23 protein-coding genes are annotated in these 24,056 nt (G+C 51.6%); 9 read left to right on the plus strand and 14 right to left on the minus strand.

The genetic code is table 11. From position 1 onward, the window contains the following. Positions 1 to 200: 200 nt before the first annotated feature. The 3 genes from FC49_RS05170 to FC49_RS05180 form a co-directional block, all read right to left on the minus strand. Entirely contained in the window at positions 201 to 659 is a 459-nt protein-coding gene (locus FC49_RS05170) for a hypothetical protein (protein ID WP_003712414.1), read from the minus strand. Beyond that, the gene (locus FC49_RS05175) at positions 656 to 1,063 is read right to left on the minus strand and encodes a hypothetical protein (RefSeq protein ID WP_003712455.1); all 408 of its coding nucleotides are present in this window, start codon (positions 1,061 to 1,063) and stop codon (positions 656 to 658) included. The genes FC49_RS05170 and FC49_RS05175 overlap by 4 nt, the downstream gene beginning before the upstream one ends. A gap of 137 nt (positions 1,064 to 1,200) precedes the next feature. Beyond that, positions 1,201 to 2,214, minus strand: a complete 1,014-nt coding sequence (locus FC49_RS05180) for a lipoate--protein ligase (protein ID WP_056984446.1) — start codon at positions 2,212 to 2,214, stop codon at positions 1,201 to 1,203. Between the two features lie 246 nt (positions 2,215 to 2,460). Between FC49_RS05180 and FC49_RS05185 the strand changes: the two genes are divergently transcribed. Both FC49_RS05185 and FC49_RS05190 read left to right on the plus strand, forming a co-directional pair. Further along, positions 2,461 to 2,931, plus strand: a complete 471-nt coding sequence (locus tag FC49_RS05185; RefSeq protein ID WP_003712411.1) for a universal stress protein — start codon at positions 2,461 to 2,463, stop codon at positions 2,929 to 2,931. 4 nt (positions 2,932 to 2,935) lie between these two features. Then, positions 2,936 to 4,876 carry an elongation factor G gene (locus FC49_RS05190; protein ID WP_056984447.1) on the plus strand — a complete coding sequence of 647 codons (1,941 nt, stop codon included), beginning with the start codon at positions 2,936 to 2,938 and terminating at the stop codon, positions 4,874 to 4,876. Between the two features lie 51 nt (positions 4,877 to 4,927). Here the strand turns inward: FC49_RS05190 and FC49_RS05195 are convergent, their stop codons facing one another. The 3 genes from FC49_RS05195 to FC49_RS05205 all read right to left on the minus strand — a co-directional run bounded on the left by FC49_RS05195 (position 4,928) and on the right by FC49_RS05205 (position 9,876). After that, entirely contained in the window at positions 4,928 to 5,833 is a 906-nt protein-coding gene (locus FC49_RS05195; RefSeq protein WP_003712445.1) for an ROK family protein, read from the minus strand. A gap of 20 nt (positions 5,834 to 5,853) precedes the next feature. After that, the gene (gene brnQ / locus FC49_RS05200; protein WP_082603558.1) at positions 5,854 to 7,209 is read right to left on the minus strand and encodes a branched-chain amino acid transport system II carrier protein; all 1,356 of its coding nucleotides are present in this window, start codon (positions 7,207 to 7,209) and stop codon (positions 5,854 to 5,856) included. Between the two features lie 255 nt (positions 7,210 to 7,464). Then, positions 7,465 to 9,876 (minus strand): phosphoketolase family protein, encoded by a 2,412-nt coding sequence (locus FC49_RS05205; protein WP_003715565.1) that lies wholly within the window; start codon positions 9,874 to 9,876, stop codon positions 7,465 to 7,467. Between the two features lie 290 nt (positions 9,877 to 10,166). Between FC49_RS05205 and FC49_RS05210 the strand changes: the two genes are divergently transcribed. Continuing rightward, a complete protein-coding gene (locus FC49_RS05210; protein WP_056984449.1) occupies positions 10,167 to 11,282 on the plus strand; it encodes an acyltransferase family protein in 1,116 nt (371 codons plus the stop codon). A 20-nt stretch (positions 11,283 to 11,302) separates the two neighbouring features. Here the strand turns inward: FC49_RS05210 and FC49_RS05215 are convergent, their stop codons facing one another. Beyond that, entirely contained in the window at positions 11,303 to 12,034 is a 732-nt protein-coding gene (locus FC49_RS05215) for a GntR family transcriptional regulator (RefSeq protein ID WP_003712470.1), read from the minus strand. 128 nt (positions 12,035 to 12,162) lie between these two features. On the opposite strand from FC49_RS05215, the gene ybaK reads away from it, so the two are divergent. Both ybaK and FC49_RS05225 read left to right on the plus strand, forming a co-directional pair. Next, on the plus strand, positions 12,163 to 12,681 hold the full coding sequence (ybaK, locus tag FC49_RS05220; RefSeq protein WP_003712438.1) for a Cys-tRNA(Pro) deacylase: 519 nt from the start codon (positions 12,163 to 12,165) through the stop codon (positions 12,679 to 12,681). A gap of 100 nt (positions 12,682 to 12,781) precedes the next feature. Then, positions 12,782 to 14,215, plus strand: coding sequence for a C69 family dipeptidase (locus FC49_RS05225; RefSeq protein ID WP_056984450.1), 1,434 nt, complete (start codon positions 12,782 to 12,784; stop codon positions 14,213 to 14,215). A 54-nt stretch (positions 14,216 to 14,269) separates the two neighbouring features. Here FC49_RS05225 and FC49_RS05230 read toward each other — a convergent pair whose 3' ends face one another. Both FC49_RS05230 and FC49_RS05235 read right to left on the minus strand, forming a co-directional pair. Beyond that, on the minus strand, positions 14,270 to 15,193 hold the full coding sequence (locus FC49_RS05230; RefSeq protein WP_056984451.1) for a hypothetical protein: 924 nt from the start codon (positions 15,191 to 15,193) through the stop codon (positions 14,270 to 14,272). Further along, positions 15,190 to 16,818: a bifunctional aspartate transaminase/aspartate 4-decarboxylase gene (locus FC49_RS05235; RefSeq protein WP_056984452.1), complete on the minus strand. Its 1,629-nt coding sequence runs from the start codon at positions 16,816 to 16,818 to the stop codon at positions 15,190 to 15,192. Before FC49_RS05235 ends, FC49_RS05230 begins: the two co-directional genes overlap by 4 nt. Positions 16,819 to 16,957: 139 nt before the next feature. On the opposite strand from FC49_RS05235, the gene FC49_RS05240 reads away from it, so the two are divergent. Beyond that, positions 16,958 to 17,800 carry a TIM barrel protein gene (locus FC49_RS05240; protein ID WP_056984453.1) on the plus strand — a complete coding sequence of 281 codons (843 nt, stop codon included), beginning with the start codon at positions 16,958 to 16,960 and terminating at the stop codon, positions 17,798 to 17,800. Further along, positions 17,800 to 18,909: an AI-2E family transporter gene (locus FC49_RS05245; protein ID WP_056984454.1), complete on the plus strand. Its 1,110-nt coding sequence runs from the start codon at positions 17,800 to 17,802 to the stop codon at positions 18,907 to 18,909. The genes FC49_RS05240 and FC49_RS05245 overlap by 1 nt, the downstream gene beginning before the upstream one ends. Before the next feature lie 76 nt (positions 18,910 to 18,985). Here FC49_RS05245 and FC49_RS05250 read toward each other — a convergent pair whose 3' ends face one another. Genes FC49_RS05250 through FC49_RS05260 form a run of 3 tightly spaced genes read right to left on the minus strand, consistent with a single transcriptional unit; the run spans position 18,986 to position 20,918 of the window. Next, a complete protein-coding gene (locus tag FC49_RS05250) occupies positions 18,986 to 19,501 on the minus strand; it encodes a DUF1836 domain-containing protein (RefSeq protein WP_056984455.1) in 516 nt (171 codons plus the stop codon). A 1-nt stretch (position 19,502) separates the two neighbouring features. Continuing rightward, positions 19,503 to 20,039, minus strand: a complete 537-nt coding sequence (locus tag FC49_RS05255) for an NAD(P)H-binding protein (protein WP_056984456.1) — start codon at positions 20,037 to 20,039, stop codon at positions 19,503 to 19,505. A gap of 15 nt (positions 20,040 to 20,054) precedes the next feature. Beyond that, on the minus strand, positions 20,055 to 20,918 hold the full coding sequence (locus tag FC49_RS05260; protein WP_056984457.1) for a hypothetical protein: 864 nt from the start codon (positions 20,916 to 20,918) through the stop codon (positions 20,055 to 20,057). Between the two features lie 207 nt (positions 20,919 to 21,125). Between FC49_RS05260 and nrdI the strand changes: the two genes are divergently transcribed. After that, entirely contained in the window at positions 21,126 to 21,602 is a 477-nt protein-coding gene (gene nrdI, locus FC49_RS05265) for a class Ib ribonucleoside-diphosphate reductase assembly flavoprotein NrdI (RefSeq protein ID WP_003714148.1), read from the plus strand. A gap of 302 nt (positions 21,603 to 21,904) precedes the next feature. Here the strand turns inward: nrdI and FC49_RS05270 are convergent, their stop codons facing one another. Next, positions 21,905 to 22,345, minus strand: coding sequence for a VOC family protein (locus FC49_RS05270; protein ID WP_056984458.1), 441 nt, complete (start codon positions 22,343 to 22,345; stop codon positions 21,905 to 21,907). A 159-nt stretch (positions 22,346 to 22,504) separates the two neighbouring features. Between FC49_RS05270 and FC49_RS05275 the strand changes: the two genes are divergently transcribed. Continuing rightward, the gene (locus FC49_RS05275) at positions 22,505 to 23,671 is read left to right on the plus strand and encodes a CynX/NimT family MFS transporter (protein ID WP_003715491.1); all 1,167 of its coding nucleotides are present in this window, start codon (positions 22,505 to 22,507) and stop codon (positions 23,669 to 23,671) included. 52 nt (positions 23,672 to 23,723) lie between these two features. Here the strand turns inward: FC49_RS05275 and FC49_RS05280 are convergent, their stop codons facing one another. After that, positions 23,724 to 24,053, minus strand: a complete 330-nt coding sequence (locus FC49_RS05280) for an ArsR/SmtB family transcription factor (RefSeq protein WP_004564460.1) — start codon at positions 24,051 to 24,053, stop codon at positions 23,724 to 23,726. Between the last annotated feature and the right edge of the window lie 3 nt (positions 24,054 to 24,056).

The raw sequence follows: 24,056 nt of genomic DNA on the forward strand, positions 1-24,056 counted from the left end.
CTCATCAGTACTTCTTGACGAAGAGCCATATTATCTCAGGTCAATTGCGATGTCCACTTCGCCATTAACCAGGCGCCTCACAATCCGGTGAGTTAACGCGCCCCACTGTCAAAATGTCAATGGTAGCCATTTGGGTTGCTACCAGACCTCTCGACTCATCGCAAAGTCCATTATACCAAATCAACCGGAATTAACAAGCACTATGCCCGATTCTCGGCAACGGCTGCCAGGTGCTCCGCCATCCATTCCTGTGCCCGTTCCACTAGGGCTGTAATGCTGCCGCCCTGGTCGGTATCATTTGCCAGCTCATCAATGCGCAGTCCTGATTTATTAACGTCGGCGCTTTCCATGACCATATACAAGTTGACCGGGTATTCCGGCTCCTGATCCAGTAGCTTCCCATCTAAACGCTCTGCTTCCCCCATTGGGACGTTGATGAGGTTCGCCTCTAAGCGGACACTTACTGGATCGCCCTTTTTCATCTTAACGTCGAGATTATACTGGCCGAGATACCCCTTATCAAACTGGTCAAGCATAAACTGGATGGCCGCCTTTAGCGTCGTTTTTTGCTGGGCCTGGGCCGCTGTCTTCGCAACCGTTTCCTTTACGACCCGGTCACCCGTTACCTGTCCTAAATAATCGGCTACCGTCATCTTCATTTTTTCGCTTGCTCCTCCATTTTCTTAATCCGTGCCTGCGTGTATTCCGCCCGCTGCTTAATGCCATAGTAAATTCCCGCACAGCCCAAGAGAATCCCAATAATGCTGAGCCCTTGTACCAGAACCCCCGTTACTGTCATCCGGGAATCAATCGTTTGAAAGGTGGCTAAACTGGCAATCGCAAAGTAGAGGTTCACGAGAATGGTCGCATAGCCGCAAAAGCGCATCTTCAATAGGGCCAGACCGTTAACGATAACTGCCAGGATAATGAATACTAGCAGCCGCCCCCAAACTTCCGGGTCAGCCAAGGATTGCCCGTGTTGGAGAAACATAATGGCATCCAGTACCAGGGCGAACACCGCTGCTACCGACGTCACAACTATCACTTTATCAGAATTCTTCATCTCATTACCAACCTTCATTTAAAAACAAAAAGGAGTGCTTGCTGCACCCCGTTACGCAAATTCCGCGGGGCTGGATGAGTTTCACATAACTCACCCGCTTACACTCCCATTCTACTAAATTAATTGGGAAAGCTCAATTAGGCCAGCAAATCAGCAATCTCTGCCGTTGGAATTCCCGTAATGTACTGGGCAGTCCCGGCCTTTTCTAGCGCCGCCGCGATTGCATCCCGGTCATACTTGACCCCCTTGAGCTGGTCGGCCAGCTGCGTAACGTCCTGCGGGCCGAAGAAGTCACCGAAGAATTTCACGTTCTTGATGACGCCATCCTTAACATCCAGCCGGGCATCAATCGTTCCCATGTCAAAGTGCTTCCGGCGTTTCGTTGTAAATTCAGGATTCTTGCCATAAACCCAGTCCCAGTTGTTGTAGTATTGCTCGTAGATCTTATCAATTTCCTTTTGATCCTCAGGAGTAACTACATACTGCTTATCCTTGATTTCTTCAAGGCTGTCGACATTAAACAGCCCCTTTAGGAGGTCGTCACGGAACGTTGGCACATCAATATCCTGATATTCCTTTGCCAGGTACGGACGAAGGTTCGTTACCCGAGACCGCACCGACTTGATTCCCTTGGAGGCAATCTTATCCTGGGCTACGTGAAGGGCATCCGCAACAACGCTCAGGTCCACGTTCAACATCAGTGTCCCATGCGAGAAGATCTTGCCGTTCTTGGAGTACATTGCGTTACCAGAAAACTTCTTCCCATCAACCAAAATGTCGTTCCGGCCACTCACTTCGGCGGTCGTTGCCCCCATCTTGTGCAAGACATCCACGATTGGCTGGGTAAAGGATTTAAAGTCACCAAACTCTTCACTATCGCTCGGCACCACAAAACTAAAGCAGAGGTTTCCCAAATCCTGGTAAACGGCCCCGCCACCAGATAGCCGCCGGGTCACCCGAATATTGTGCTCCTTAACGTAGTCCTGGTTGATCTCTTCCGCCGTGTTCTGGTTACGGCCGACGATAATGCACGGTTCTTCATAGTAAAAAAGTACCAGTGGTTCCTGACCAAAATCCTTCTCGTTCATCAGATACTGTTCAGTCGCCAAGTTCATCCCGATATTGTGGGAAGTCATTGAAACATAACGCATTGTCCTACTCCTAACTTGTGAAAATCATAACAAAATTAGACTAAAACCTAAAATATGTCTTTTAAGTTTCTATGATTAGTTTATTCCTATCTGCAAGCGTTTTCAAATAATAAGTAAGAATAAGCTGAAAAAAAGCGGCGAAAAACCGTATAATAAGGGTAAAGCAAGAGCATGACGCTGCTTTCGCAACCCGCGGTGCTCTTCATCACGCTAACCACTTCCCACTGCAGTAAAGGAGTTTTTAATATGGCAGACAATTCGCAATACCAGAATATCCTGGTCGCTGTCGACGGTTCGAAGGCAACTGCCGGGGTCCTAGAGGCTGGCATCAAGGCCGCCCTCCGTAATAACGCCCACCTAGATATTTTAACGATCACCCAGGTCGACCAGCTCACTGATGGTTACAGTGATGCTGGTCCTTCTGATGACCAAACTTATAGCGCGGTTCACGCCACCCGCGGGCGGATGGATGACCTCAAGCAGAAGGCGCAAAACGCCGGGGTGACCGACGTCAGCATCCATATCCGGTTCGGCAATCCCAAGCGGGTCATCGCACGGGAATTCCCCGCCGATCACCATTCCGATTTGATTGTAATTGGCGCCTCGGGGCTTTCTGGCGTAGAACGGTTGATGATTGGTTCCGTCACCAATTACGTTAGCCGGACGGCCCACTGCGATGTCCTCGTCGTCCGGGCCACGGAAGGCTTCCAAAAGTAGAACGATGACTAAGCAGATTATTGGGGGCCTGGTTGCCCACGTAGATGCGGGAAAAACTACCCTGACAGAGGCATTACTCTACCAGGCTGGTCAGCTGCGGCAGCTCGGGCGCGTGGACAAGGGAAGTTCCTTCCTCGATCCCGACCAGCTGGAAAAGCAACGCGGGATCACGATTTTTACCCACCAGACCGCCCTCGACTACCAGAAGCTCCACCTAACCCTCCTCGATACCCCGGGCCATATCGACTTTGCGGCCCAGACAGAGCAGGTCCTGCAGGTGCTTGATTATGCAGTCCTCGTTATTTCCGCCACCGACGGACTTCAAGGCTCCACGCGCACCCTCTGGGACCTGTTAGCGCAATACCACGTGCCAACCTTTATTTTTATTAATAAGACCGATAGTGTCGGCGCCGATGTCCCAGCAGTTATCAAACAGCTACAAAGCTCATTGTCAGCAGCCTGTGTTGACTTTACAGGTAAAACACCAACTACCGGCGCTACCGCCGAAGCAATCGCCATGCAAGATGATGCAGTCCTCGAAAGCTACCTGGCTAACGATTGCCTGACGGAGCAGCAGGTGCAAAGCCTGATCCAGCAGCGCAAACTTTTTCCGTGTTATGCCGGCTCCGCGTTAAAACTTACCGGCATCCAAGAACTGCTCGACGGTTTAGCACAGTGGACGGTCGAAACTCCTTCTACTGGTGACCAATTTGCTGCCCGGGTATTCAAAATTTCTCATGATGACCGCGGTAACAGGCTCAGTTGGGTGCGTGTCCTCAGCGGACAGCTGGTTGCCAAAAGGGAAGTCCTCCCCGGTGAGAAAGCCGACCAACTGCGGGTTTACAACGGCAGTAAGTTTTCTATCCAGCAATCGATTCCGGCCGGCGGCGTCTGTGCCATTACCGGCCTAACTTCCTCGTATCCCGGCCAGGGACTGGGTCAGGCCACAACCGCACCTCAGCCCCGGCTGCAACCTGTACTCTCCTACGCGATCAAAATCGACAATGATAATCCGCGGCCATACCTCGCGGCCCTGCGCGAACTAGCCGACGAGGAGCCCCAACTCAAGGTCGAGTGGCTGAGCGAGCTCCAAGAGGCACGTGTTCAGCTGATGGGAACCGTTCAAAAAGAGGTTCTTGAACAGCTGCTAGCCCAACGGTACGGTCTCCAAGTTCAGTTTACTAACGGGCAGATTCTCCATCGCGAAACGATTGATCGCCCTGTGGAAGGAGTCGGACACTTTGAGCCGCTCCGGCACTATGCCGAAGTCCACCTGCGCTTAGAGCCTGCTCCCCGCGGAAGCGGGCTCACCTTCACCAGCCACTGCCGCGAAGAGGTCCTAAGTCACAACTGGCAGCAACAGGTCATGGCCAGCCTGGGCGCCAAGGAACACCGCGGCGTCCTCATTGGGGCTCCCCTCACCGACGTTCAAATCACTCTGGTCGGCGGTAAGGGGAGCATCGTCCACTCCGTCGGCGGCGACTTTCGCGAGGCCACCTGGCGGGCTGTCCGCCAGGGTTTGATGGAGTTACGAGCTCAGAAGTGGTGCGTCCTCTTAGAACCCTGGTACCACTATCGTTTAACCGTCCCCCAGGAGGAAGTTGGGCGCGCAATCAATGACCTGCAGCAGATGGGCGCTGATTTTAAGCTTACGGAGAGTGGTGCCGGTCCGCTGACTACCATCACCGGCAGTGGCCCCGTCGCCACAATGCGTGATTACGCCATTACCGTTCGTAATTATAACCGTGGTCAAGGTCAGCTGGAGTGTGTCGTTGACGGCTACCGTCCGTGCCACAACGCTGCCGAGGTTATTACCGACCACCAATATGATCCGGTAGCGGACCTCCCCAATACACCAGATTCGGTTTTCTGCGCTCACGGTGCCGGCTACCCGGTCAAATGGGATCAGGTTCCTGCCATGGCCCACTTCCCATACCAAAAATAAAGGCGCTTAGTCCAGTGGAAATTGCCACAGGGCTAAGCGCCTTACTCTATTCTACTTTTCCTCAAGTTGGAGGAGCAGGCCATATAGAGCCCCTAACAAGTTGGCCTCGTTGCCAAACTTGGCAGCTTGAATATCGGGCATCGCAATGTCGTCTTGCAAACGACGGTCACTCTCCTGGAGCAGCTTAAACTGGTGACGGATCTCACTGACAACTACCGGCTGAGCACTGATTCCACCACCAATTAAAATCCGCTCAAGGTCAACAACGGCTTGAACATTGATTAGCAGAACTGCCACCCGCCGGCAAAAGGCAGTAAAAATCTCCCAGGCTGCCGGAGTATGCCGGTTAATTTCTACAAATGCCCGGCGGCCATCCCTGGAATCTGGCAAGCCACAAGCTGCCGCCACCGCTGCAATCATTTTGACCGCCGACGTACTGGCCCCAACCGTCGCCTCGTGGGGGTCCAAGTGGTCATGGTTGTTGACAATTGCACTGATTTCCCCTGCCCGAAAATGAGGCCCGGCCAGGAGCTGACCATTAATCATCAGACCCCCGCCAACCGAAGTCCCCAGGGTGACAACCGCTCCGTTAGCCACCGTCGTCAGGTTGCCTAGCCACATCTCCGCTAGGGTGGCGCAGTTGGCATCGTTGCCAACGTAGACCGGCAGTCCGGTTAACCGGCGCACATACTCTGCCAGGTTAAATTCGCCCATAAAACCAAGCGCCCCCGTAAACTCCACCTGCCCCGTAGTCGGGTTGACGATTCCAGGGACACTCACGCACACAGCATGAACATCCTGACTAGCGTGAATAAGCTGGGCAAGCGCCGCTAAAAAATCGTCCGCTCGCTGGGGCGTTGGCAACTGGTCCGTCGCAATAATATTGCCGGAATGATCGATCCGGGCACTTTTGATGGCCGTTCCTCCAATATCGATACTTAAATAGTAACGTTGCACTTGCTCACTCTCCCCTCGCGTTATTTACCTGCATTATACCGCTGGTACTGCCGGACGGCCAAACCAATAGCTGTCCCGACAAGCGCAAAGGGCAGCCAGGCAAAACCCGTAGCAAAAAGTGGCAGGTGCTGCTCTGCCCAACCGGTCAGTAGGCGGCTAACCGTCCATCCCTTCAAGGCTGGCGGTACATTAGCAACCAGGGCAAATAAAGCGGGAATTATCGTCAGTCCCAGTGCCCACCGGTACACCACCGGAGCCCGGCCAAATAATGGCGAAGCAAGGGCTACGCAAATCAAAACGATTGCTAAGGGGTACAGGAACATCAGTACCGGCGTCGACCAGGTTACAATCTGGTCCAAGCCAAGGTTGGCGATTAAAAAGGATAGCAGACAATTCAAGCGCAAAAAAGTCTTATATGAAATCTGGGGGAAGCGCTGGTGGAAGTCCTGGGAGAAAGCAATTACCAGCCCCATCGCCGTCGTCAGACAGGTCACTGTGGCCAGCGTCAGCAGAAGCACGTTGCCGAACGTCCCCAGGTAGTAATGAGCCACCTGGTTAAGGGTCGTCCCCCCGTTGGTCGCTAATGCAAACTGGTTCCTGCTGGTGGTCCCGAGATAAATCAGCCCCAAGTAGAGGACGCCAATCCCCAGAATGCCGATAAAGCCCCCCTTGGCCGTTGCTAGCGAGCGGGCCCGGTTGTCGAAGCCCATTTGCTGGACGGCCGCGACGACGGTTACCCCAAAGATCAGCATCGCCAGAGCGTCCATGGTGTTATAGCCCTGTAAAAAGCCATTCGCAAGGGGTTGCGTTAAATAGTCGCTTGTGGGGTGCGGAGTGGATAGTTTACCCATTGGCCGGGAAAAGGCCAGGAGGAACACCACCAGGAGCATCACCAGAAAGGCCGGGTTCAGGACCTTGCCAATAATCTCCGTCACCCTTCCGGACTTTACCGAAAAAAAGTAGGCCACCAGAAAAAAGGCTCCGGTAAACAAGGCTAAACCCAGCGACTGCATCTTCGCCGGCAGTGCCGGAGCAATACCAATCGCGTAGGGAACGGTAGCCGTCCGGGGGGTGGCACAAAGCGGACCAATGGTGGCGTGAACCATTATCAGGAAGACCAGAGCAAACCAGTCACCGACCGGCCGGGCAAGGTCAAACAAGCCCCGGCTCCGGGTTACACTAAGCGCCAGGAGTGCTAGTAATGGCAGGAGGACCCCGGAACTAATAAAACCGGCCGCTGCCGGCCCCCAGTTGGCTCCCGCCAGTTGGCCCAGGTGAACCGGAAAGACCAGGTTTCCAGCCCCGAACAACATTCCAAAAACGAGTGAGCCAATCACCAGGTAGGTCCGGCCCCGTTGCCAGCGTATGTTCATCATCAATTCTCTCCTCGTCAATAATCCTATAAATTATACCGGGAATGCGAAAAAAGAGAGTGAGACAGAACTAGCTTAACTAGTTCGTCGTCCCACCTCCGTAAGGATGGCTAGGTTGGTCAAATGCTGATAAATCAGCGTTTGAACTGCCAGCCATCTACTGCGCTGTTGCATTTTTAACTTTAAAACAGTAAAGAGACTGAGTTAATTCCCAGTCTCCTTTATTTATTAAGTGTTTAATTAGCAATCAGGAGTTGATTACTTGAGACCCTTCCAAGTCCAGTTAGTAACTTCTGGCAAGTCCTTACCTTCTGAACGAATGTAGTGGTTGTGCTTGTTGATCATGTTGTCCATCTTGGCAACGAAAGCAGCAGCCTTTTGTTCGTAGCCAGGTACGTTTTGGATAGCGTCCTTAGCCAAGTGGAACCGGTCCAGTTCGTTCAATACACGCATGTCGAATGGAGTGGTGATGTCACCATTTTCTTCGTATGAGTGGATGTGAACGTTGCGGTTAGCACGGTCGAAGAACAGGGCTTGGATCATGTCACGGAAACCGTGCCATGCGAAGATTACTGGCTTGTCAGTAGTGAAGTATTGGTTGAATTCTGCATCAGTCAATCCTTCAGGGTTCTTGTCAGTGTTCATCAGCTTCATGATTTCCACGATGTTGATGTAACGAATCTTCAATTCTGGGAAGTTGTCGTGCAGAATGTCGATTGCGGCAAGAGCTTCTTCAGTAGGTTCAGTACCAGCTGAAGCAAAAACAACGTCAGGTTCGCTACCTTGGTCAGTAGAAGCCCAGTCGATGTAGCCAAGACCGTTGTCAACCAATTCAGTAGCTTCGTCAATGGAGAACCATTGTGCACGTGGGTGCTTGGAAGTTACGAAGATGTTGATGCATTCTTGGTCGTTGAATGCCTTGTTGGATACAGCCATCAGGGAGTTAGTATCTGCTGGCAGGTATTCCTTAACAAGGTCTGGACGTTCCTTTTCGAACATGTGAGTCAACAGACCTGGATCTTGGTGAGTGTAACCGTTGTGGTCTTGTTGGAAGACAGTTGAAGTATCAACGAAGTTCAATGCTGGGTATTGCTTACGCCAGTAAAGATCCTTAGCCTTCCGTAACCACTTCATGTGTTGAGTCAGCATGGAGTCAACAACCCGACCGAATGCTTCGTAAGTTGCGAAGAATCCGTGACGACCAGTCAGAGTGTAACCTTCAAGGAAACCTTCTGCTTGGTGTTCGGACAGTTGAGAATCAATCATCCGACCTTGTGGTGCAACGTCTTCATCGTTTGGTTCGTGAACTTCTTCCATCCATTGACGCTTTTGGTTGTCAAGGATAGCGTACAGACGGTTAGACTTAGATTCGTCAGGACCGAAGCCACGGAAAGTATCTGGGTTCAGTTCTGCCATCTTGCTGAGGTACTTACCCCATTCCAGCATGTCCTGCTTAACAACAGTACCGTGGTTTTGAACGTCAACGGCAAAGTCACGGTAGTTAGGCAAGATCAGCGGCTTAGGATCCTTACCACCGTTAGTGATTGGGTTCATTGCCATCCGCTTGTCACCGTCAGGAGTGTTTTGTTCAACTAAGTCAACTGGGTGACCATTTTCGTCGAACAGTTCTTCTGGCTTGTATGACTTCATCCAGTCAACCAGCATGTCCTTGTGTTCCATATCATCTTGTGATACCGGAATAGGAATCTGGTGAGCACGGAATGAGTTTTCGATTGGGTTACCGTCAAGATCCTTCTTCGGACCAGTCCAACCCTTAGGTGCACGGAAGATGATCATTGGCCATTGTGGCAGTGATTCATCGTTGTTTTCACGAGCGTTCTTTTGGATAGCCTTGATGTCTTCGATGGCCTTGTCCATCGTCTTAGCCATTTGTTCGTGAACATCCATGTGGTCCTTGTAACCGTCGAATTCACCTTCACGGTCAGCTTCCTTGTAAGCGGAAACGAAGTATGGCTTCCAGCCCATACCTTCGAAGTACTTAGTCAGTTCTTCGTCGCTCATCCGGGAAAGGATAGTAGGGTTAGAAATCTTGAAACCGTTAACCTGGATGATTGGCAATACCGCACCATCCTTGATTGGGTTGATGAACTTGTCTGAGAACCATGATGCCATCAATGGACCAGTTTCAGCTTCACCATCACCGATTTCAACAGCAGCGATAACGTCTGGGTTATCTAAGATTGCACCAACACCGTGGGAAAGTGAGTAACCAAGTTCCCCACCTTCGTGGATTGAACCTGGAGTTTCAGGTGCGGCGTGTGATGCAGTACCACCTGGGAATGAGAAGTGCTTGAACAGCTTAGCCATTCCCTTAGTGTCCTGAGTAAATTCAGGGTAAATTTCAGTGTATGAACCATCCAAGTATGAGTTGTTAACCATAACTTGGCCACCGTGACCGGAACCTTCGATGTAGAACATGTCAAGGTCGTACTTCTTGATAACCCGGTTCAAGTGGGCGTAAATGAAGTTTTGTGGAACAATCGTACCCCAGTGACCAATTGGCTTTGGCTTAACGTCTTCTGGCTTCAATGGTTGACGTAACAGTGGGTCACCCATTAAGAACAAAGTACCTACTGAAAGGTAGTTTGCAGCACGCCAGTAAGCATCAACACTTTCCAAGTATTGCTTGGAATCGTAATCTACTGCCATTCTAATAAACACTCCTTCTGAATAAATCAAATACGTTCGTGCTTCTAACAACTAACGTAAATCATTCAATTTACATCCTTAATGATAAACGCTTTTTATTTAAAGTCAACCTTTTTGAAAATTGATACGGTCCAATTATCAAATTTTAATCTTTTTTAGCCGTTCTTTAACTTCTGCTTATTGATAACAACCGGCTAAAAGCGCACCATAGCAGTCCCTAAACCCTACACTGCGGTCAGGGGTGTATACTAAAAAATGTAATATTAGCTAAAGATGGGAGCAAGGAGCAATTGGTAGAGTTAAATAGCCTGAACCGCGCGGATATCGGTGATTTTGAAAAACTTATGGCGGTAACGACGGTGATGACCCAGTCCGTCATCACCTTCCTCCTGCCGGCCACTCACGCAATCGGTCAGCAGTTCTTCCTAGGCGGAATCTATGAACTCATTAAGTTCAGCGCCCCCGCTTTCATCTTTGGAATCGTGTACTCAACCGTCCGCACCCATCCGGATACCCACCTCCGCGATTACCCGCGCTTTATGCTCAACCGCTGGCACATCCTATTTATACCGTCAATTTTATGGACGACTGTTTACCTGCTGGTGCTGCCACAGTTGCAGCAGCACCAGCACTACCACAACTGGGCGAGCTTTGCCTGGCAGTTCATTAACGGAAACGCGGCACCCCACCTGTGGTACAACGTGATGATGCTGCAATTTATCATCATCATGCCCCTCTTTTGGTGGCTCGCCCGCCTAGTTCGCCACCGGCCGGCCCGTGGCTGCTTGCTCTTTTTGCTGGCCCTGCTCTTTGAAATCTGCTGGCACCTACTATATGAGCGGGTCGTTTTTCATGGCTATCAGGCCCAGCACTGGTACCTGCTTGACCGGGTCTTCCCAAGCTTCATCATTTTTGCCGTTTGTGGAGTTCTCACGCACGTATTTGCAACAGAGCTACGCCCATTTATGGCTCGGCACTGGCTGGCCCAACTGGTCCTCTGGCTACTCTTCTTATATATCGTTACTGCCAACTTCTTTCGTTACGGCTATCCGGTTCGCTTGACTAACGCCCCCTATTACCTGCCGTCAATGATTTTTTATAATCTCTCCACAATCGGCCTGATTGCCACCCTGCTCGGCCACCTGCAAAAGTTCCGCAACCAGTGGCTGCCCTTCATCCATTGGGTTGCGCTCTATGCCCACCGCGCCTTTCTTGGTCATCTTTTCTGGCTATACTGGCTCTGGCAAGCCAGCCGGCGGTTCTTGCCGTGGCTGCCGCTTGAGTTGACCCTCCCCCTGCTGGTCGTTCTTACCATAACCTGTTCCTTCGCCTTTGCCTACGGTGCCCACCGGACCTGGTCGGAAATCAAGCGCGCCTGTGGACACCGCCAAATCAAAAACGGCTGAGAGCACGCTCCCAACCGCTGTTAGCCTTCCTGGTCCAGGTTGATAAAAGTACTATACCGCATATAACGGTAGTGAATCCGCATACTAGAAACCTCAAATGGGGTTCCGTCGTCAAGGAAAAAGACCCCATCCATTACCGCAACCGGCTCCGTTGGTTTCAACTCCAACAGTTTTTGGTCGTCGGCCGTCGATGGTGACACGCTGATGGTCGTAAAGGACTTGGTAACCCGTTTGCCCTTGGTATCCTCTAAGTAGTTGAAAATCGAACTATTAACCACGGCTGGGGAAAGGGTCGGCACAATCTTAATCGGGATAAAGCCGGTCTCAATCATAAAGGGCTGGTCGTCAATCAAGCGCAGTCGTTTAATCTGGTAAACAAAGTCGGTATTGCTGAGAAAAAGCTCTTCCTGGATGTCCGCGTTGGCCGGGACAACCTGGTAGTCAAGCAGCTGGATGCTCTGCTTCTTACCGTCCAGCTGGAAACTGTCGGTAATCCCGAGATTACTGCCTTCATAGTGGAAGAGGGATTGGTTTTTGAGGTAGAGGGGGTTAATGAAGGTCCCCGACCCCCGTTTTTTGAAGATAATCCCCTGCTGGGCCAGGATGCCGAGCGCGCGTTTGATGGAGCTCCGGCTTACCCCATAGGTTTCACTCAGGCTCCGTTCGTCAGGCAGGCGCATCCCCGCATACTGATTTTTCAAGATTTTTTGTTTTATATCGCGCATTACAGAGCGGTATACTAAATCTGCCATGTTTTTATTAGCTCCTCAGATTTATTTCCTGTGCTGTTATATTCATTACTAGTATAACAGACCTATTTTTAATTGGGACCTTTTTATAAAAGATTGGTCCGTTCCATTATTTTGAAAGGAATCTTATTATGAGTAAAAAGAACAAAAAAAGCAAATTAAAAAAGACCCAGGTCGAACAAATCCTCGATAAAAACAAGATTGCCTACCAGCAAGCTGAGTTCCCTACCCACCAGGATGGGGACGTTCGCACAATGACGGTGGATCACACCGGGATTGATGAACATACCATCTATAAGACCCTGGTCCTGACTGGGAACGCCACCGGCCCGCTCGTCGGAGTCATCCCCGTTGATACCCACCTCGATGAAAAAAAGCTGGCGAAGGTTTCCGGCAACAAAAAGGTCAGCATGGTCCCGTTGAAGAACCTGCTCAAGACCACCGGTTACGTCCACGGGGCCAACACCCCGGTCGGAATTTACGAAAAGTTCCAATACCCGATCTTTATTGACCAGTCAGCCCGGGAGCAGGGGACCATCTACGTTTCATCCGGCAAAATCGGCCGGTCAGTACAGCTCAATGCTGAAGACCTTGCCCAGCTTGTCCACGCAGAATTCGCCGACTTGCAGCAGGCCCATTTCAACGGTTAGTTACGGGGAGTAATGTTTGACCAGCTCATTGGTAAACCTTAAAATAATAGTATAGGAAACGCTTTTGTTCATCAGGTTTGTAGAAAGGTCTGAATACGTAATGAAGAAAAACTTATCTGCTTGTACTACCGTTCTTGTTGGTAAAAATGCCAGCATCGACGGGTCGACGATGGCTGCCCGTAATGACGACACCTTTGGCCCACTGAACCCAATGCGGCTGGTTGTCTACCCGGCCTACCGCAACCACCCTAACCAGGTCAAGGCTTACCTCAACCACTGTGTCGTCGACCGTCCAGCTGATGGCTACAGCTACCAGGGGACGCCGAACGTCGATTACAAGAACCAGGGGATTTTTGACGAAAGCGGCTTTAACTCCCAAAATGTCGGCATGAGCGCAACTGAAAGTGTTTATGCCAACGAGCGGGTCCTTTCGTTTGACCCCCTGAACACCGAATCCGGAATTAACGAAGACCTCATCGTTGCCACCACCCTTCCCTTCATCAACAGTGCTAAAGAAGGGGTTAGCTACCTGGGCGGTCTGATCAAAAAGTACGGTTCTGCTGAGGGAAATGGGGTCATCTTCAGTGACAAAAACGATATTTGGTACATGGAAATCGTCACCGGGCACCACTGGGTTGCCCAGCGGATTCCAGATGATGCCTACGCCGTCACCGGAAACCGGGTTGCCATCCAGCAGGTCGACTTTAGCGACCCTGACAACTTTATGTGGTCGGAGGGAATTCAGGAGTTCGTCGAACAGCACCACCTGAACCCGGACAAGCACGGCTGGAATTTCCGCCATATTTTCGGTACCGCTAACTTCTTCGACCAGCACTACAACACTCCCCGTCAGTGGTACGGGCACAAAATTCTGAACCCGACAGTTGAGATGGACCCACTGGACTTTGACCTGCCGTTCATCATGCGGAGCGACCGGAAGCTGACCCTGGAAGACGTCGAACAGGTATTGAGCAGCCACTACCAAGGCACCCCTTACGACCCACTGGGCAAGGGGACGGACGAAGAAAAGCACCTCTTCCGGCCAATCTCGTTGAACCGGACCCAAAACTCCCACGTCCTGCAAGTTCGCAACGACCTGCCTGAAGCAGCCTCGACCATTATGTGGATGTGCTTCGGAGTACCAACCTTTACCCCATACGTTCCGTTCTTCGGTCAGGCCCAGGACATGGACAAAAGCTACCGGGAAACCCCAATGGAACTGAATATGGACCTCAAGAGCGCCTACTGGATGTACCGCGCCCTGTCGATGATCGTAGAGTCTCACCACGCTGAGTTTGCTCAACAGGATCTCGACTACCTCAAGGACTGCCGGGAATACCTTTATCGGTGGGTCAACACCGTCGCCCCACAAGTTGCTGGTAAGGACAACAGTGAGGTCAGCGCCTTCCTGAGTGCCGAAAGCCACAAGATGGTTGCAGAACTAGCCAAGCGGACCAAGGACCTGATGGCGAAGTTGATTATGCACGGCCTGGAGCTTTCCAAGCTGACCTTCATTATGGATAAGAACCTTTAATTTCATCCATATCCAAAAAAACTCCCCCTCGTTGAACAACGAGAGGGAGTTTTTTCATATCATCAATAGGCAACAACTGACTAATACCACGGCTAATAAAAGTGCACCCAAACACCGGTAACGCAACTGGTGCTTCCTGGCTAACCCGTACTGGTACTGCAGCCGGTACCGCTGCAGGGCGGCTAGTACGCCGGTAGTCAGCTCGGCGACGAGGATGCTAACGGCCACGCAGGCACCAACGGCTCCCGTCGATTCACCATTCCACCGCCAGACCAACAGCGGTACCCCTAAAACCAGGCAAAATAATCCTGCCGCAAGCTGACACCCTAGGATCATCTGGTAGCCAGCACTCAGCCGGGCCGGTACCGGAGCCAGTAAACGGTCGCGGTTACGCCACTGACAGTAAAGCAGGACGCCAAGGGCCACCGCATTTGCCAGCACGACCTGCCGCGCGGCGCTCCCGAACGGCTCCAAGACCGGTGGAAAGATAATTGCCGTCAGCAACAAGGCGGCTGGCATCAGCCATAGCGATAGGCGGTCACGGTTACTGGCGGGCGTTGTCCAGGACCAGCGTTGCCAGAGATAGATCCCCAGCCCCGCCTGACCACAGTTCAGGAGCAGAAAGACGGACTGCCAGCCAGCTAGTTTATCTGGTAGGAGAATCGCGCGCGGCTGGCCCCAGGCAAGAACGGTCGAACAGCTCAGCACCAATGCATAGGCAAGAATCGCCCAATTGTCACGCAGCTGATTAACGGTCGGCCGTTGGTATAAGATTACTAGATTATAAATATTGGCGAGGATCACAACCGCCGACAAGAGCAAGACGGACTCTTGAACATCATCCCCAGTTGCCAGCGGCCGGCCCAGTGCGTGGGCCACACTGACCATGACCAGCCAACTCACCGTCCAGGCTAACGGCAGCTGTGGCGCTAATATCAGCGGTCGCCTTGTACTTTGCTTTTCCAACTGCTTGCTCACTTCTTATTTTTCTTTTTAAATACCTGGTAGTACTCATCTACCAGGTCAAGGATGGCCCGCGCGAGTTTCCGATAGTCAGCCTTCTCAAGGTTCGCCAACGAAACCCGGACGTTTCCCTTTTCCGCGCCAAACGCCGTCGCATCCATTACCACGGCCCCAAATTCAGTTGCCAGCCGGTAAGTAAAGTCCAAGTAGTTGTAGTTGTCCTTGAAGTACTGGCAGAATTTCTTTCCGTGCCGTTGGCGCATGAGGTCAAAGATGTCGACCAGGGTGTAATAGCGGGTGTTTTCTGGTGTCTCATCGGGCTGGATGCCAAGGCCATGCCAAAATTCATGGTAACGGGCCGCGACAACTTCCCGTGACAATTGGACATACGGGCTTAGCCCCGCATTCTTGAGGTTCGAGAGGGCAAACATGTCCATCATTACCTGTTGGGGCGATGAGAGACCCGCAGTGTGGTAAAGGCCGATTGCCCAGCTATCAGCAACCATCCGGTCAATGAATTTCATCTTGTGGGGATCGGGCACCACGATTGAGTACCGGCGCTCATCTAATTCCTTTAGGCGGCAGTTTTGCAGGTTTTCTTGGATGATCCGGTCACAGACATTCTGGTGGTGCATGCAGACCACACCGAGTCGCTGCCCGGTCGCGCCATACAGTTTCGAGAATGAGTACACCAGGATGGTGTGGTGGGGCGCCACTGCGAAAATCGACTGGTAGCTTGGCGAAAAGGTTCCGTACACATCGTCAGTGATGATTACCAAGTCGGGGTTTGCCTTAATAACTTCCTTAAACTTTGCCAGCCGTTCCGGCGTGAATGCCCGGGCCGTCGGGTTGGTCGGGTTGACCGCGAAGAAGGCCTTGACCCGTGGATCCTTGAGCTGTTCAAATTGTTCATCAGTCATCTGCCAGTTATTCTCGCGTTTGGTCGTGACCGTCTTGATCCGCAGGTTGTATTCGCTCAGTTCCGGGATTTGCAGGTACGGGGTAAAGATGGACGAATTAACAACGACCGTATCGCCGGGATACAGTACGTGGGCGTAATGCAGTTCCTGGAAAATATAGACCATCGCTGCCGTGCCGCCCTCCGTTGGGAAAATATCAACATCCTGTGCCATTTGAACATCCTTGAAGCAGACCTTCTGCAGGTACTGTTGCAGGACCTTTTCAGTGTAGGTCAAGCAGCGGGGCGGGTAAGGATAGTGATCGCCAAGGGCACCGTCAACCAGTTCGTAGACGAAGGCATCCTTATCCTTAATTGCCAGCTGGCTGATTGCCGCGTCAATCACCGTCCGTAGGAAAATATCCCGCCGCGAGGATTTCAGAGCAATCATCAGGCGCTGGTAAATGCCCTCCTTTTGAACATCACCAGCCATCCCCCGCGGGTCAAAATAGGTCCGTTCCGCTTCGGTGACCCCAAACTCTAACAGGCGGGAATAGGCCAGCCGGGCTGTCGTGGCAATCCAGTTTGGGTTCCCCCGGCCGCCATTGACGACCTCGTTGCCCCGCAGGTTATGCTGAGCATACTTGTTAAAAATCGCTGCTACTTCAAAGTTAGAAAGCTGGTCGAGGTTGCTGACCTGCGAGTCGTCGACCTGGTTAAAAATATTTATATCTGCCGTCATTGTTCTATCCCTCCGCTCACAAACTATGATTCCCATCTCCAAACGCCTTCATTATAACAAAGCTCCCCGTTTTTTATCACCCCAGTTAAAATCTGCTATGATAGTAGCAGTAATCACAGTATGTAAAGGAGTCTTATCCATGTTTCAGCCCCAACTCGGTTTAAAAGGCAGCAGCAGCCGTGAACAGATTGACGACCGTCTGCGCTACCAGCCACAAGTCTACGAATTTTTCACCGCTGCAAATGACTTTACACCGGCGGGTTACCAGCACCTTCGGGAGGCAATCCAGTACGTCCAATCTCGGGGCGTCCGTCACATCGTCCTCCACCACCCAATGAGCTTTGGCGAGTACCATGCCGATGTCGTGGCGCCCGAAAAGGATTATCCAGAATTGTACCGTTTCATTGAGGAAACGACTACGCAGCTGCTCCGCCTCGCTGATGACTTGGACGTCCAAGTGCTGGTTCACGGTGGCTACGCTGGCCCAACCGTCGAATACATGGTGGCACTGTACCCGTCCGTCCAAGCAGCCCGGGACGCTGTTTACCAGCGGCTGGACCGCTTTGCCCGGGCAGGCGGTGACCACATTATGTTTGAAAACTCGATTGCACCAGTATTTGCGTACGGTGACCCCGCTCAGGAAGACGAAATCCTGGCCCACCATTACCGGCTGGCGTTTGATACTTCCCATTGCTTTATCGAGCTGCATGGGGACAATCAGGGCCTGCAAGCATCACTTAGTCACCTGGCACCCGCCGTTGTTCACTACCACCTCGTCGATTCTCTGGGGCAAACGCACGATAGCTTGACGCTGGGGACCGGCAAAATTGACTGGGCTGGCGTCCTCCCCCGGATGAATCCCCAGGCAAGCAGCATCTATGAAATCAACCTGCATGACCAGGGCGACTGCCAAGAACAGCTTGCCAGCCATGCCTACCTAAGCCGCCTAGCCGCCCAGCTGACCAAGCAGGAGGACTGCTAATGAAAAAGTACGTCAACCGTCAGCACGTTTCCCTAGCGCTGGCGCTCTTCGCCCTCTACCTGGCAATCGTGTTTTGGCCCCACTTTGCTAAATGGTGTACGACGATTTTTGCGGCCATGACACCCCTCCTCATTGGCGCCGTGATTGCCTACATTGTCAACCTGCTTTTACGCAAGTATGAACAGCTTTACCGCCGGCTATTCAAGGGCCCCCGGGCAAAGAAATTCCAGCGTCTCTGGGGAATCGTTCTCTCCTACCTATCGATTTTCTTGATTTTAGCCATCGTCATCCGGCTGGTCATCCCCGAGCTGATCAGCTGCGTTCAGCTACTAATTAACAACCACAGCAAGGTGATTACAAGGTTTATTACGGCCTTCGAACACAACAGCAACCTCCAGGAAGTCTTCAAGCAATTTGACGTCCGGCACCTGAGCTGGTCCAAAGCCGAGAAGGTCCTTTCCTACGGTTTCAGCGGCACCGTGAAAGCCCTTATGTCTACCGCCTCGTCAGTCGTTTCCGTGGCGACCACCTCCATCGTGGCCTTTTTCTTCTCCATTTACCTGCTGATTTATAAGGAAATGCTGGCCCGCCAGTGTACCCGCCTGATTGACGCTTACCTGGGCAAAATCAAACGGCCGCTGATGTACGTCATCAGGACTTTTGACAATTGTTACAGCAACTACATTGCCGGGCAGTGCAAGGACGCTGCTATCTTAGGAATCGCCTGTTTTATCGGTATGTCCATTCTCCAGATGCCATACGCGACAATGATTGGGGTCGTGACCGCCATCGGTGCACTTATTCCAATCATCGGGGCCATTTTAGGCGCCAGTATCGGGGTCGTGCTCATCTTTGCCGTCTCGCCACTGAAAGCCGGTATCTTTCTTATCTTTATCATCGTCCTGCAGCAGCTGGACAACCGGATAACCTATCCGCTGGTGGTCGGCAAGAGCATTGGCTTGCCAAGTGTCTGGGTCTTTGCCGCGGTCATTATCGGTGGCAGTATTTCCGGAATTCTTGGCATGATGCTGACGGTTCCCCTCTTCGCTGCCCTTTACCAAATCATCGCTACCGATGTCGGCAAGCGAGAGCGCCCCGGGCAAGAGTAGGCGATCAACTTTACTGCGTATAACAAACGGCTTCTGTAATGCGGAAAAGCGCATTGCAGAAGCCGTTATTTTATTCCTAATCAACCTGCGTAACGGATTGTTGCTGGTGCAGCTCCCGCAGCAGGTGAGTAGCCTTTAACTGGGTCAGCACTGCATCAATGGCGTAGATCTCCAGTTGCTGGCTCGGCTGGTAGTTAGCGAGCGGCTGCAGAGGCTCGCCAGCCAGCTTGGCGTTGAGGATATCGACAAATTGGTCGTACGCTTTTTGTGGATAGGCAGCGACCGTTACTTCGGCAATTCCCGCCCGAATCTCCTCAATTGAAAAGCTCGTCTTGAACAGCCCAATCAGTAAAAGGTCAACTAGTTGATTCACCGCGTACTTCTTCTTTACCGGTGCCTGAATCACTTTTTTCTTAACGTAATTATTGACCATTGACTTCGTCAGCGGTTCCACACCAATTGCTGACAACTGGTCATTGACAATCGTTACCACCTGATCGATGTACAGGCCAAGCGTCGGTAGTTCCTTCCAGCGGGGAAAACGCGTCTGGGCAAGTTTCCCCGTCCAATCCTGATAGCTTTGCTGAATCATCCTAGTCATCCTCCTTTGCGGAAATTCCAATCGACTGGTTGCGGTAGCGGTCGGTCAGCAGTGCCTGCTCAATCACGCCTGCTAAGGTCTCCTCACTGACGCCCTTACCAGTGACCGCCTGCCCCTCGGACGTGATTACCGCGGGACTAGCCGTAGCCGTCAGCGGCAGGGAGCGAATCACCGTATACGGCAGTTCTAGCTCGTCAATCATCTTAATTGCGTACTGGTGAGCCCAGAGGTATTCCTGCGCTCCCTTGTCATACCACCGCTGCACCTGTTCTGGCGTCGCATCATCTGCCGTGCCGACCATTGACAGCATAACAATCTTTTGGGGAGTAAACACCGCCCGGTCGATTTGCGCAGCCAGCGCTTGCACTTCCTCATCTACTGGAGCATTGATCTCTGGGAGCCAGCATAACTGGTCCCCCTGCTGAAAACTCACTTTGAGACTGCTTACCGCCACCGCATCGTACATCTTTTTCATGATCAGCTGGCTAAGCCGGTCATGCCGGCGACTGACAATTATCGTGCGCCCCATTTGACCACCCCTCTGCTAATAAGCCATTAGTTCATCGTCTACCGTGGCGTCCTCGATCCGGACGTCGGTGATGGTGTTTTGTTCCAGCAGTGGCAACAGGGCCTGGATATTACCGGTATACAGGAACCGGGTTTGGTTTTCTGCCTCGCCGAGCATATGGGCCCCCATCTTCATCGCCACGTCAATTGGCAGCCCCGTCCCCGTTACGGTTACCGTGCAGTCGACTCCATCACTCGGATTAATATCACGAGCAGACGTCAACCGACTGCCGCTGAAATAATAAATCGTCTGGGCAAACCGCATCATGGTCGAAACGTCATTGCTGGAAAAGAGCACTATGGAGTTGGTCTTCTGAGCATAGTCCCTCACCAGGTTGCCAATCGTCTGCCGTGCCGGCGCGGGCAGCTGATCGAGGGCATCACCAAGGAAGACGACCGGGCGCCGCAACGCTAACATAATGATCACCCGCAATTCGACCTGCTGGCTGGCCGTTAACGCCGCCACCTTATCGTCATGCTTGATTCCCAACGGTGATAGCATCGGCAGTGTTTGTTCAACCGGCAGGGCATCTTTCAGGTGGCGACTGGCATGATGGATGGCCCGCTCAACTGTTTTGCCCTTTAGGACCAACCGGGCAAACGAGACCACCGCTTGTTCGGGGTGGCGCTTTAGCTGTGACAGGTCGTTGCCGTTAATTTGGACGGATCCCTCAATCATTTTTCCTTGATTCATCAGCAGTTGTTCTAAGGCCGCTACCGGTGCCGTGCTATTGCTGCACAGCGCCACCATCTGCGGTGACATCAGGCCCAGTGATACTTCTTCCAGTTCGTCTCCCGACTTTGCTTCAAAGGTCAGGTTATTCAACACAACACTGCTCACTATCCATTCCCCCGTTAAAGATCTTATGATTTAGTATTAATTTTAGCATTTTACCCGGAAAGATGGTTTATTATTCAACTTATTTCATCCTAAAAAATAATAACTTCACGGAAAAATTGACATTCGCGCAAAAGAATATTACAAGTTACCGCTTTTTTAGCGTATAATTAAACCTGCGAGAATATCAAAGTAGAAAGAAGAGTTCTAATGGCCAAAATGAATATCCTATACATATCGCTTGAAGGGAATACGCGCTCCTTTGTAAAACGATTGACTGCCTTTGCCAAGCAGCAAAACATGATTAACCAGGCTAATCCTGAAATCAACGCCAAGGAAATCGGGCCTCAGGACGCCCCTGCCAGTGAGAGCAAACCATTTTTCGTCTTTGTTCCTACCTACCTAACCGGGGGCAACGGGATTGATTCCGGCTATACCGAAATCATGACCACGGCACTGGGTGAGTACATTGAGGACGGTAATAACGCTCGTTACTGCATCGGCGTGGTTGGTAGCGGCAATAAGAATTTCAACGAGCAATACTGCTTGACTGCACGTAAGTATGCCAAGATCTTTAACGCACCGTTCCTAGATAATTATGAATTACGGGGAACTGACGCGGACGTGGAACGGATTTACGGCACCCTTACCAAAGAATGGGCAAAAAACGGTATTAGCGAAGAATAGTCGCCACGTAAAGAGAGTGAGAAAAAACGCCCCAAATCGGCTAGCAAGCTGATTTGGGGCGTTTGTCTTCGAACCTCCACAAGGATGGCTATGACGCGCAGCTAGCCTATTTGGGGTTGGTCAAATGCTGATTTATCAGCGTTTGAACTGCCAGCCAGCTACTGCGCTGAGGCATTACTAACTTTAAAATATTAAAGAGGTTGAGTTAATCCCCAGCCTCTTGGCTATTTTAAACAGCAATGACGAAAATGGGACCACGAGCTAGCCAAGCTAGTTCATGGTCCCCTCTCTTTAATTCATAATTATTCCACACCAACCAGCTCATTGCCCGCGCAAATCAGCCAGGTAATCCCGTAGCGGTCCACCACCTGGCCCATCATACCGCCCAGCATCCAGTTGCCAAACGGAACCGTGACCCGTTGTTCGTCAGAATCTGCTAACTGCGTAAAGAGCTGCTGGGCGCCACCCTTATCGTCACCGAAATTCAGCACAATAGAAATCAGTGTCGAAGTCTGCGGGTTGCCCATCGTCGCGTCCGCGCAGATAATCCTTTGCCCCGCAATGGAAAACTCTCCGTAGAGGGTGGTTGCCGTCAAGTCGTCAGTGGTCAGGCCGATGTTTTCAGCCTGCTTTTCGCTCAGTGGCTGGTGGTGCACAATCTGTGCCCCAAAGTTCTGGACGTAATAGTCCATTGCCTCCTTGGCGTTTTCAAAAGTTAAGTACGGGTAGATTTTTGCCGTCATATTTTTCCTCCGTATAAATCTTCGCTATTGATTATATGGTTAGAAGCGGTTGCCGTCAAATTTTGCTCGGGATCACGGCCAAGATTGTCCTAGTTAGTAAAAGGTTTTAGTGTGGTATAATGATATTTAGCTATTTTAAATTACGAAAGGACGAATCTTGTGGAAAAAGTTAAAAAACATAGTCCGCTGCTCATCTTAGGCCTTCTCTTGCTTGGCGTTTGTATGCGGATGCCGATCACTTCTATCCCATCCGTCATCAAAGAAATTGCCCAGACCTTCAACGTGGCGCCAACCAGCCTCGGAATCCTAACAACCATCCCACTGCTCTGCTTTGGCTTGTTGTCATCCGTCGTTTCAGCGACCGCCCAGCGAATTGGGAACGAATTGACCATCGCCATCGCCATGGTCTTGATGTTTATCGGGTCCTATCTCCGGATCATCAGTTTCCCGCTGTTAATGGTTGGGACAATCCTGGTGGGGGTCGCCATTACGTGTATCAACGTTTTGCTGCCAGCAATCATCACGGATAAGTTTCCGGAACGAATCGGCAGTATTACAGGAATGTATAACACTGCGATGACCCTGTTTGCGGCTATCGGGGCTTACGCCATTACGCCAATCACCCACCAGAGCAGCTGGCAGACCGCGGTCATCCTTATTAGTTTGATTGCCTTAATTAGTGCGATTGTTTGGCTGCCAAACCTCAAGTACAACGAACACGCCACGGCTGGCCAGCAAGCCGACAAGGGAACCAACATGTGGAAAGAAGTCAACGCCTGGTGGCTACTGCTGTTCTTCGGCTTTCAGTGCTTCGTCTTTTACAGTGTTGTAGCCTGGCTGCCCACAATCGCGATGAGCGCGGGACTTAGCAGTGATCAGGCCAGTTTGATCGCCGGACTGCTTCAGTTGTTTGCCTTACCATTTGCCTTTGCGGTTCCCGTAATCGCGGCGAAAATGACCAACCGGCAACCAATTATGTTGGCAGCCGGGGTGTCCGCAATGGTCGGCACAGTCATGATGTTCTTCCCGGTCAACTCCTTTGCCTACTTCTGCGTTGTCGCCTTGCTGCTCGGTGCGGGCTCAACGACCACGTTTGTACTAGCAATGACCTTGTTTGGCCTCAAGACGAAGAGCTCTGCCGACACCCGGAACCTTTCCGGGATGGTTCAATCAATCGGCTACTTAATCGCAGCCCTCGGGCCAGTCATCGTCGGCAACCTAAATGCACAGACGCACAACTGGTTTGCTAGCGTCGCGGTCATCTTAGTGGCAGCATTTCTCTTCACCCTTTTTGGAATGCTCGCCGAACGTCACCAGTATATTTAACTGAAAACAGCGCAACGGTAACTTTGTAAACTACCGCTGCGCTGTTTTCAATTTAATAGAGGTTGCGGGGGTGGGGCTCCCCCTTAATCTCGTGCTTGACGTGGTTCAACATATCATCAACCATCTCGACCACGTGGGGGTCATCTAAAAAGTAGTAGACCTTGGTCCCCTCCCGGCGTCGCCCTACTAGCTGGTAACGATACAATATTCCGAGCTGCTTTGACACGACGGGCTGGGACATTGGCAGGCAGTCAACGATTGTTGAAACTGCTAGCTCCTGGTCCTGGTGGCGAAGAAAATACAGGATTTCTATCCGGTTGCTATTGCTCAACACCTTATAAATCTTTGCCGCCTCATCAATCAAATCATGTACGGAAGCCAAACA

The sequence above is a fragment of the Limosilactobacillus oris DSM 4864 genome (assembly GCF_001434465.1).
Taxonomy (GTDB): Bacteria; Bacillota; Bacilli; order Lactobacillales; family Lactobacillaceae; genus Limosilactobacillus; species Limosilactobacillus oris.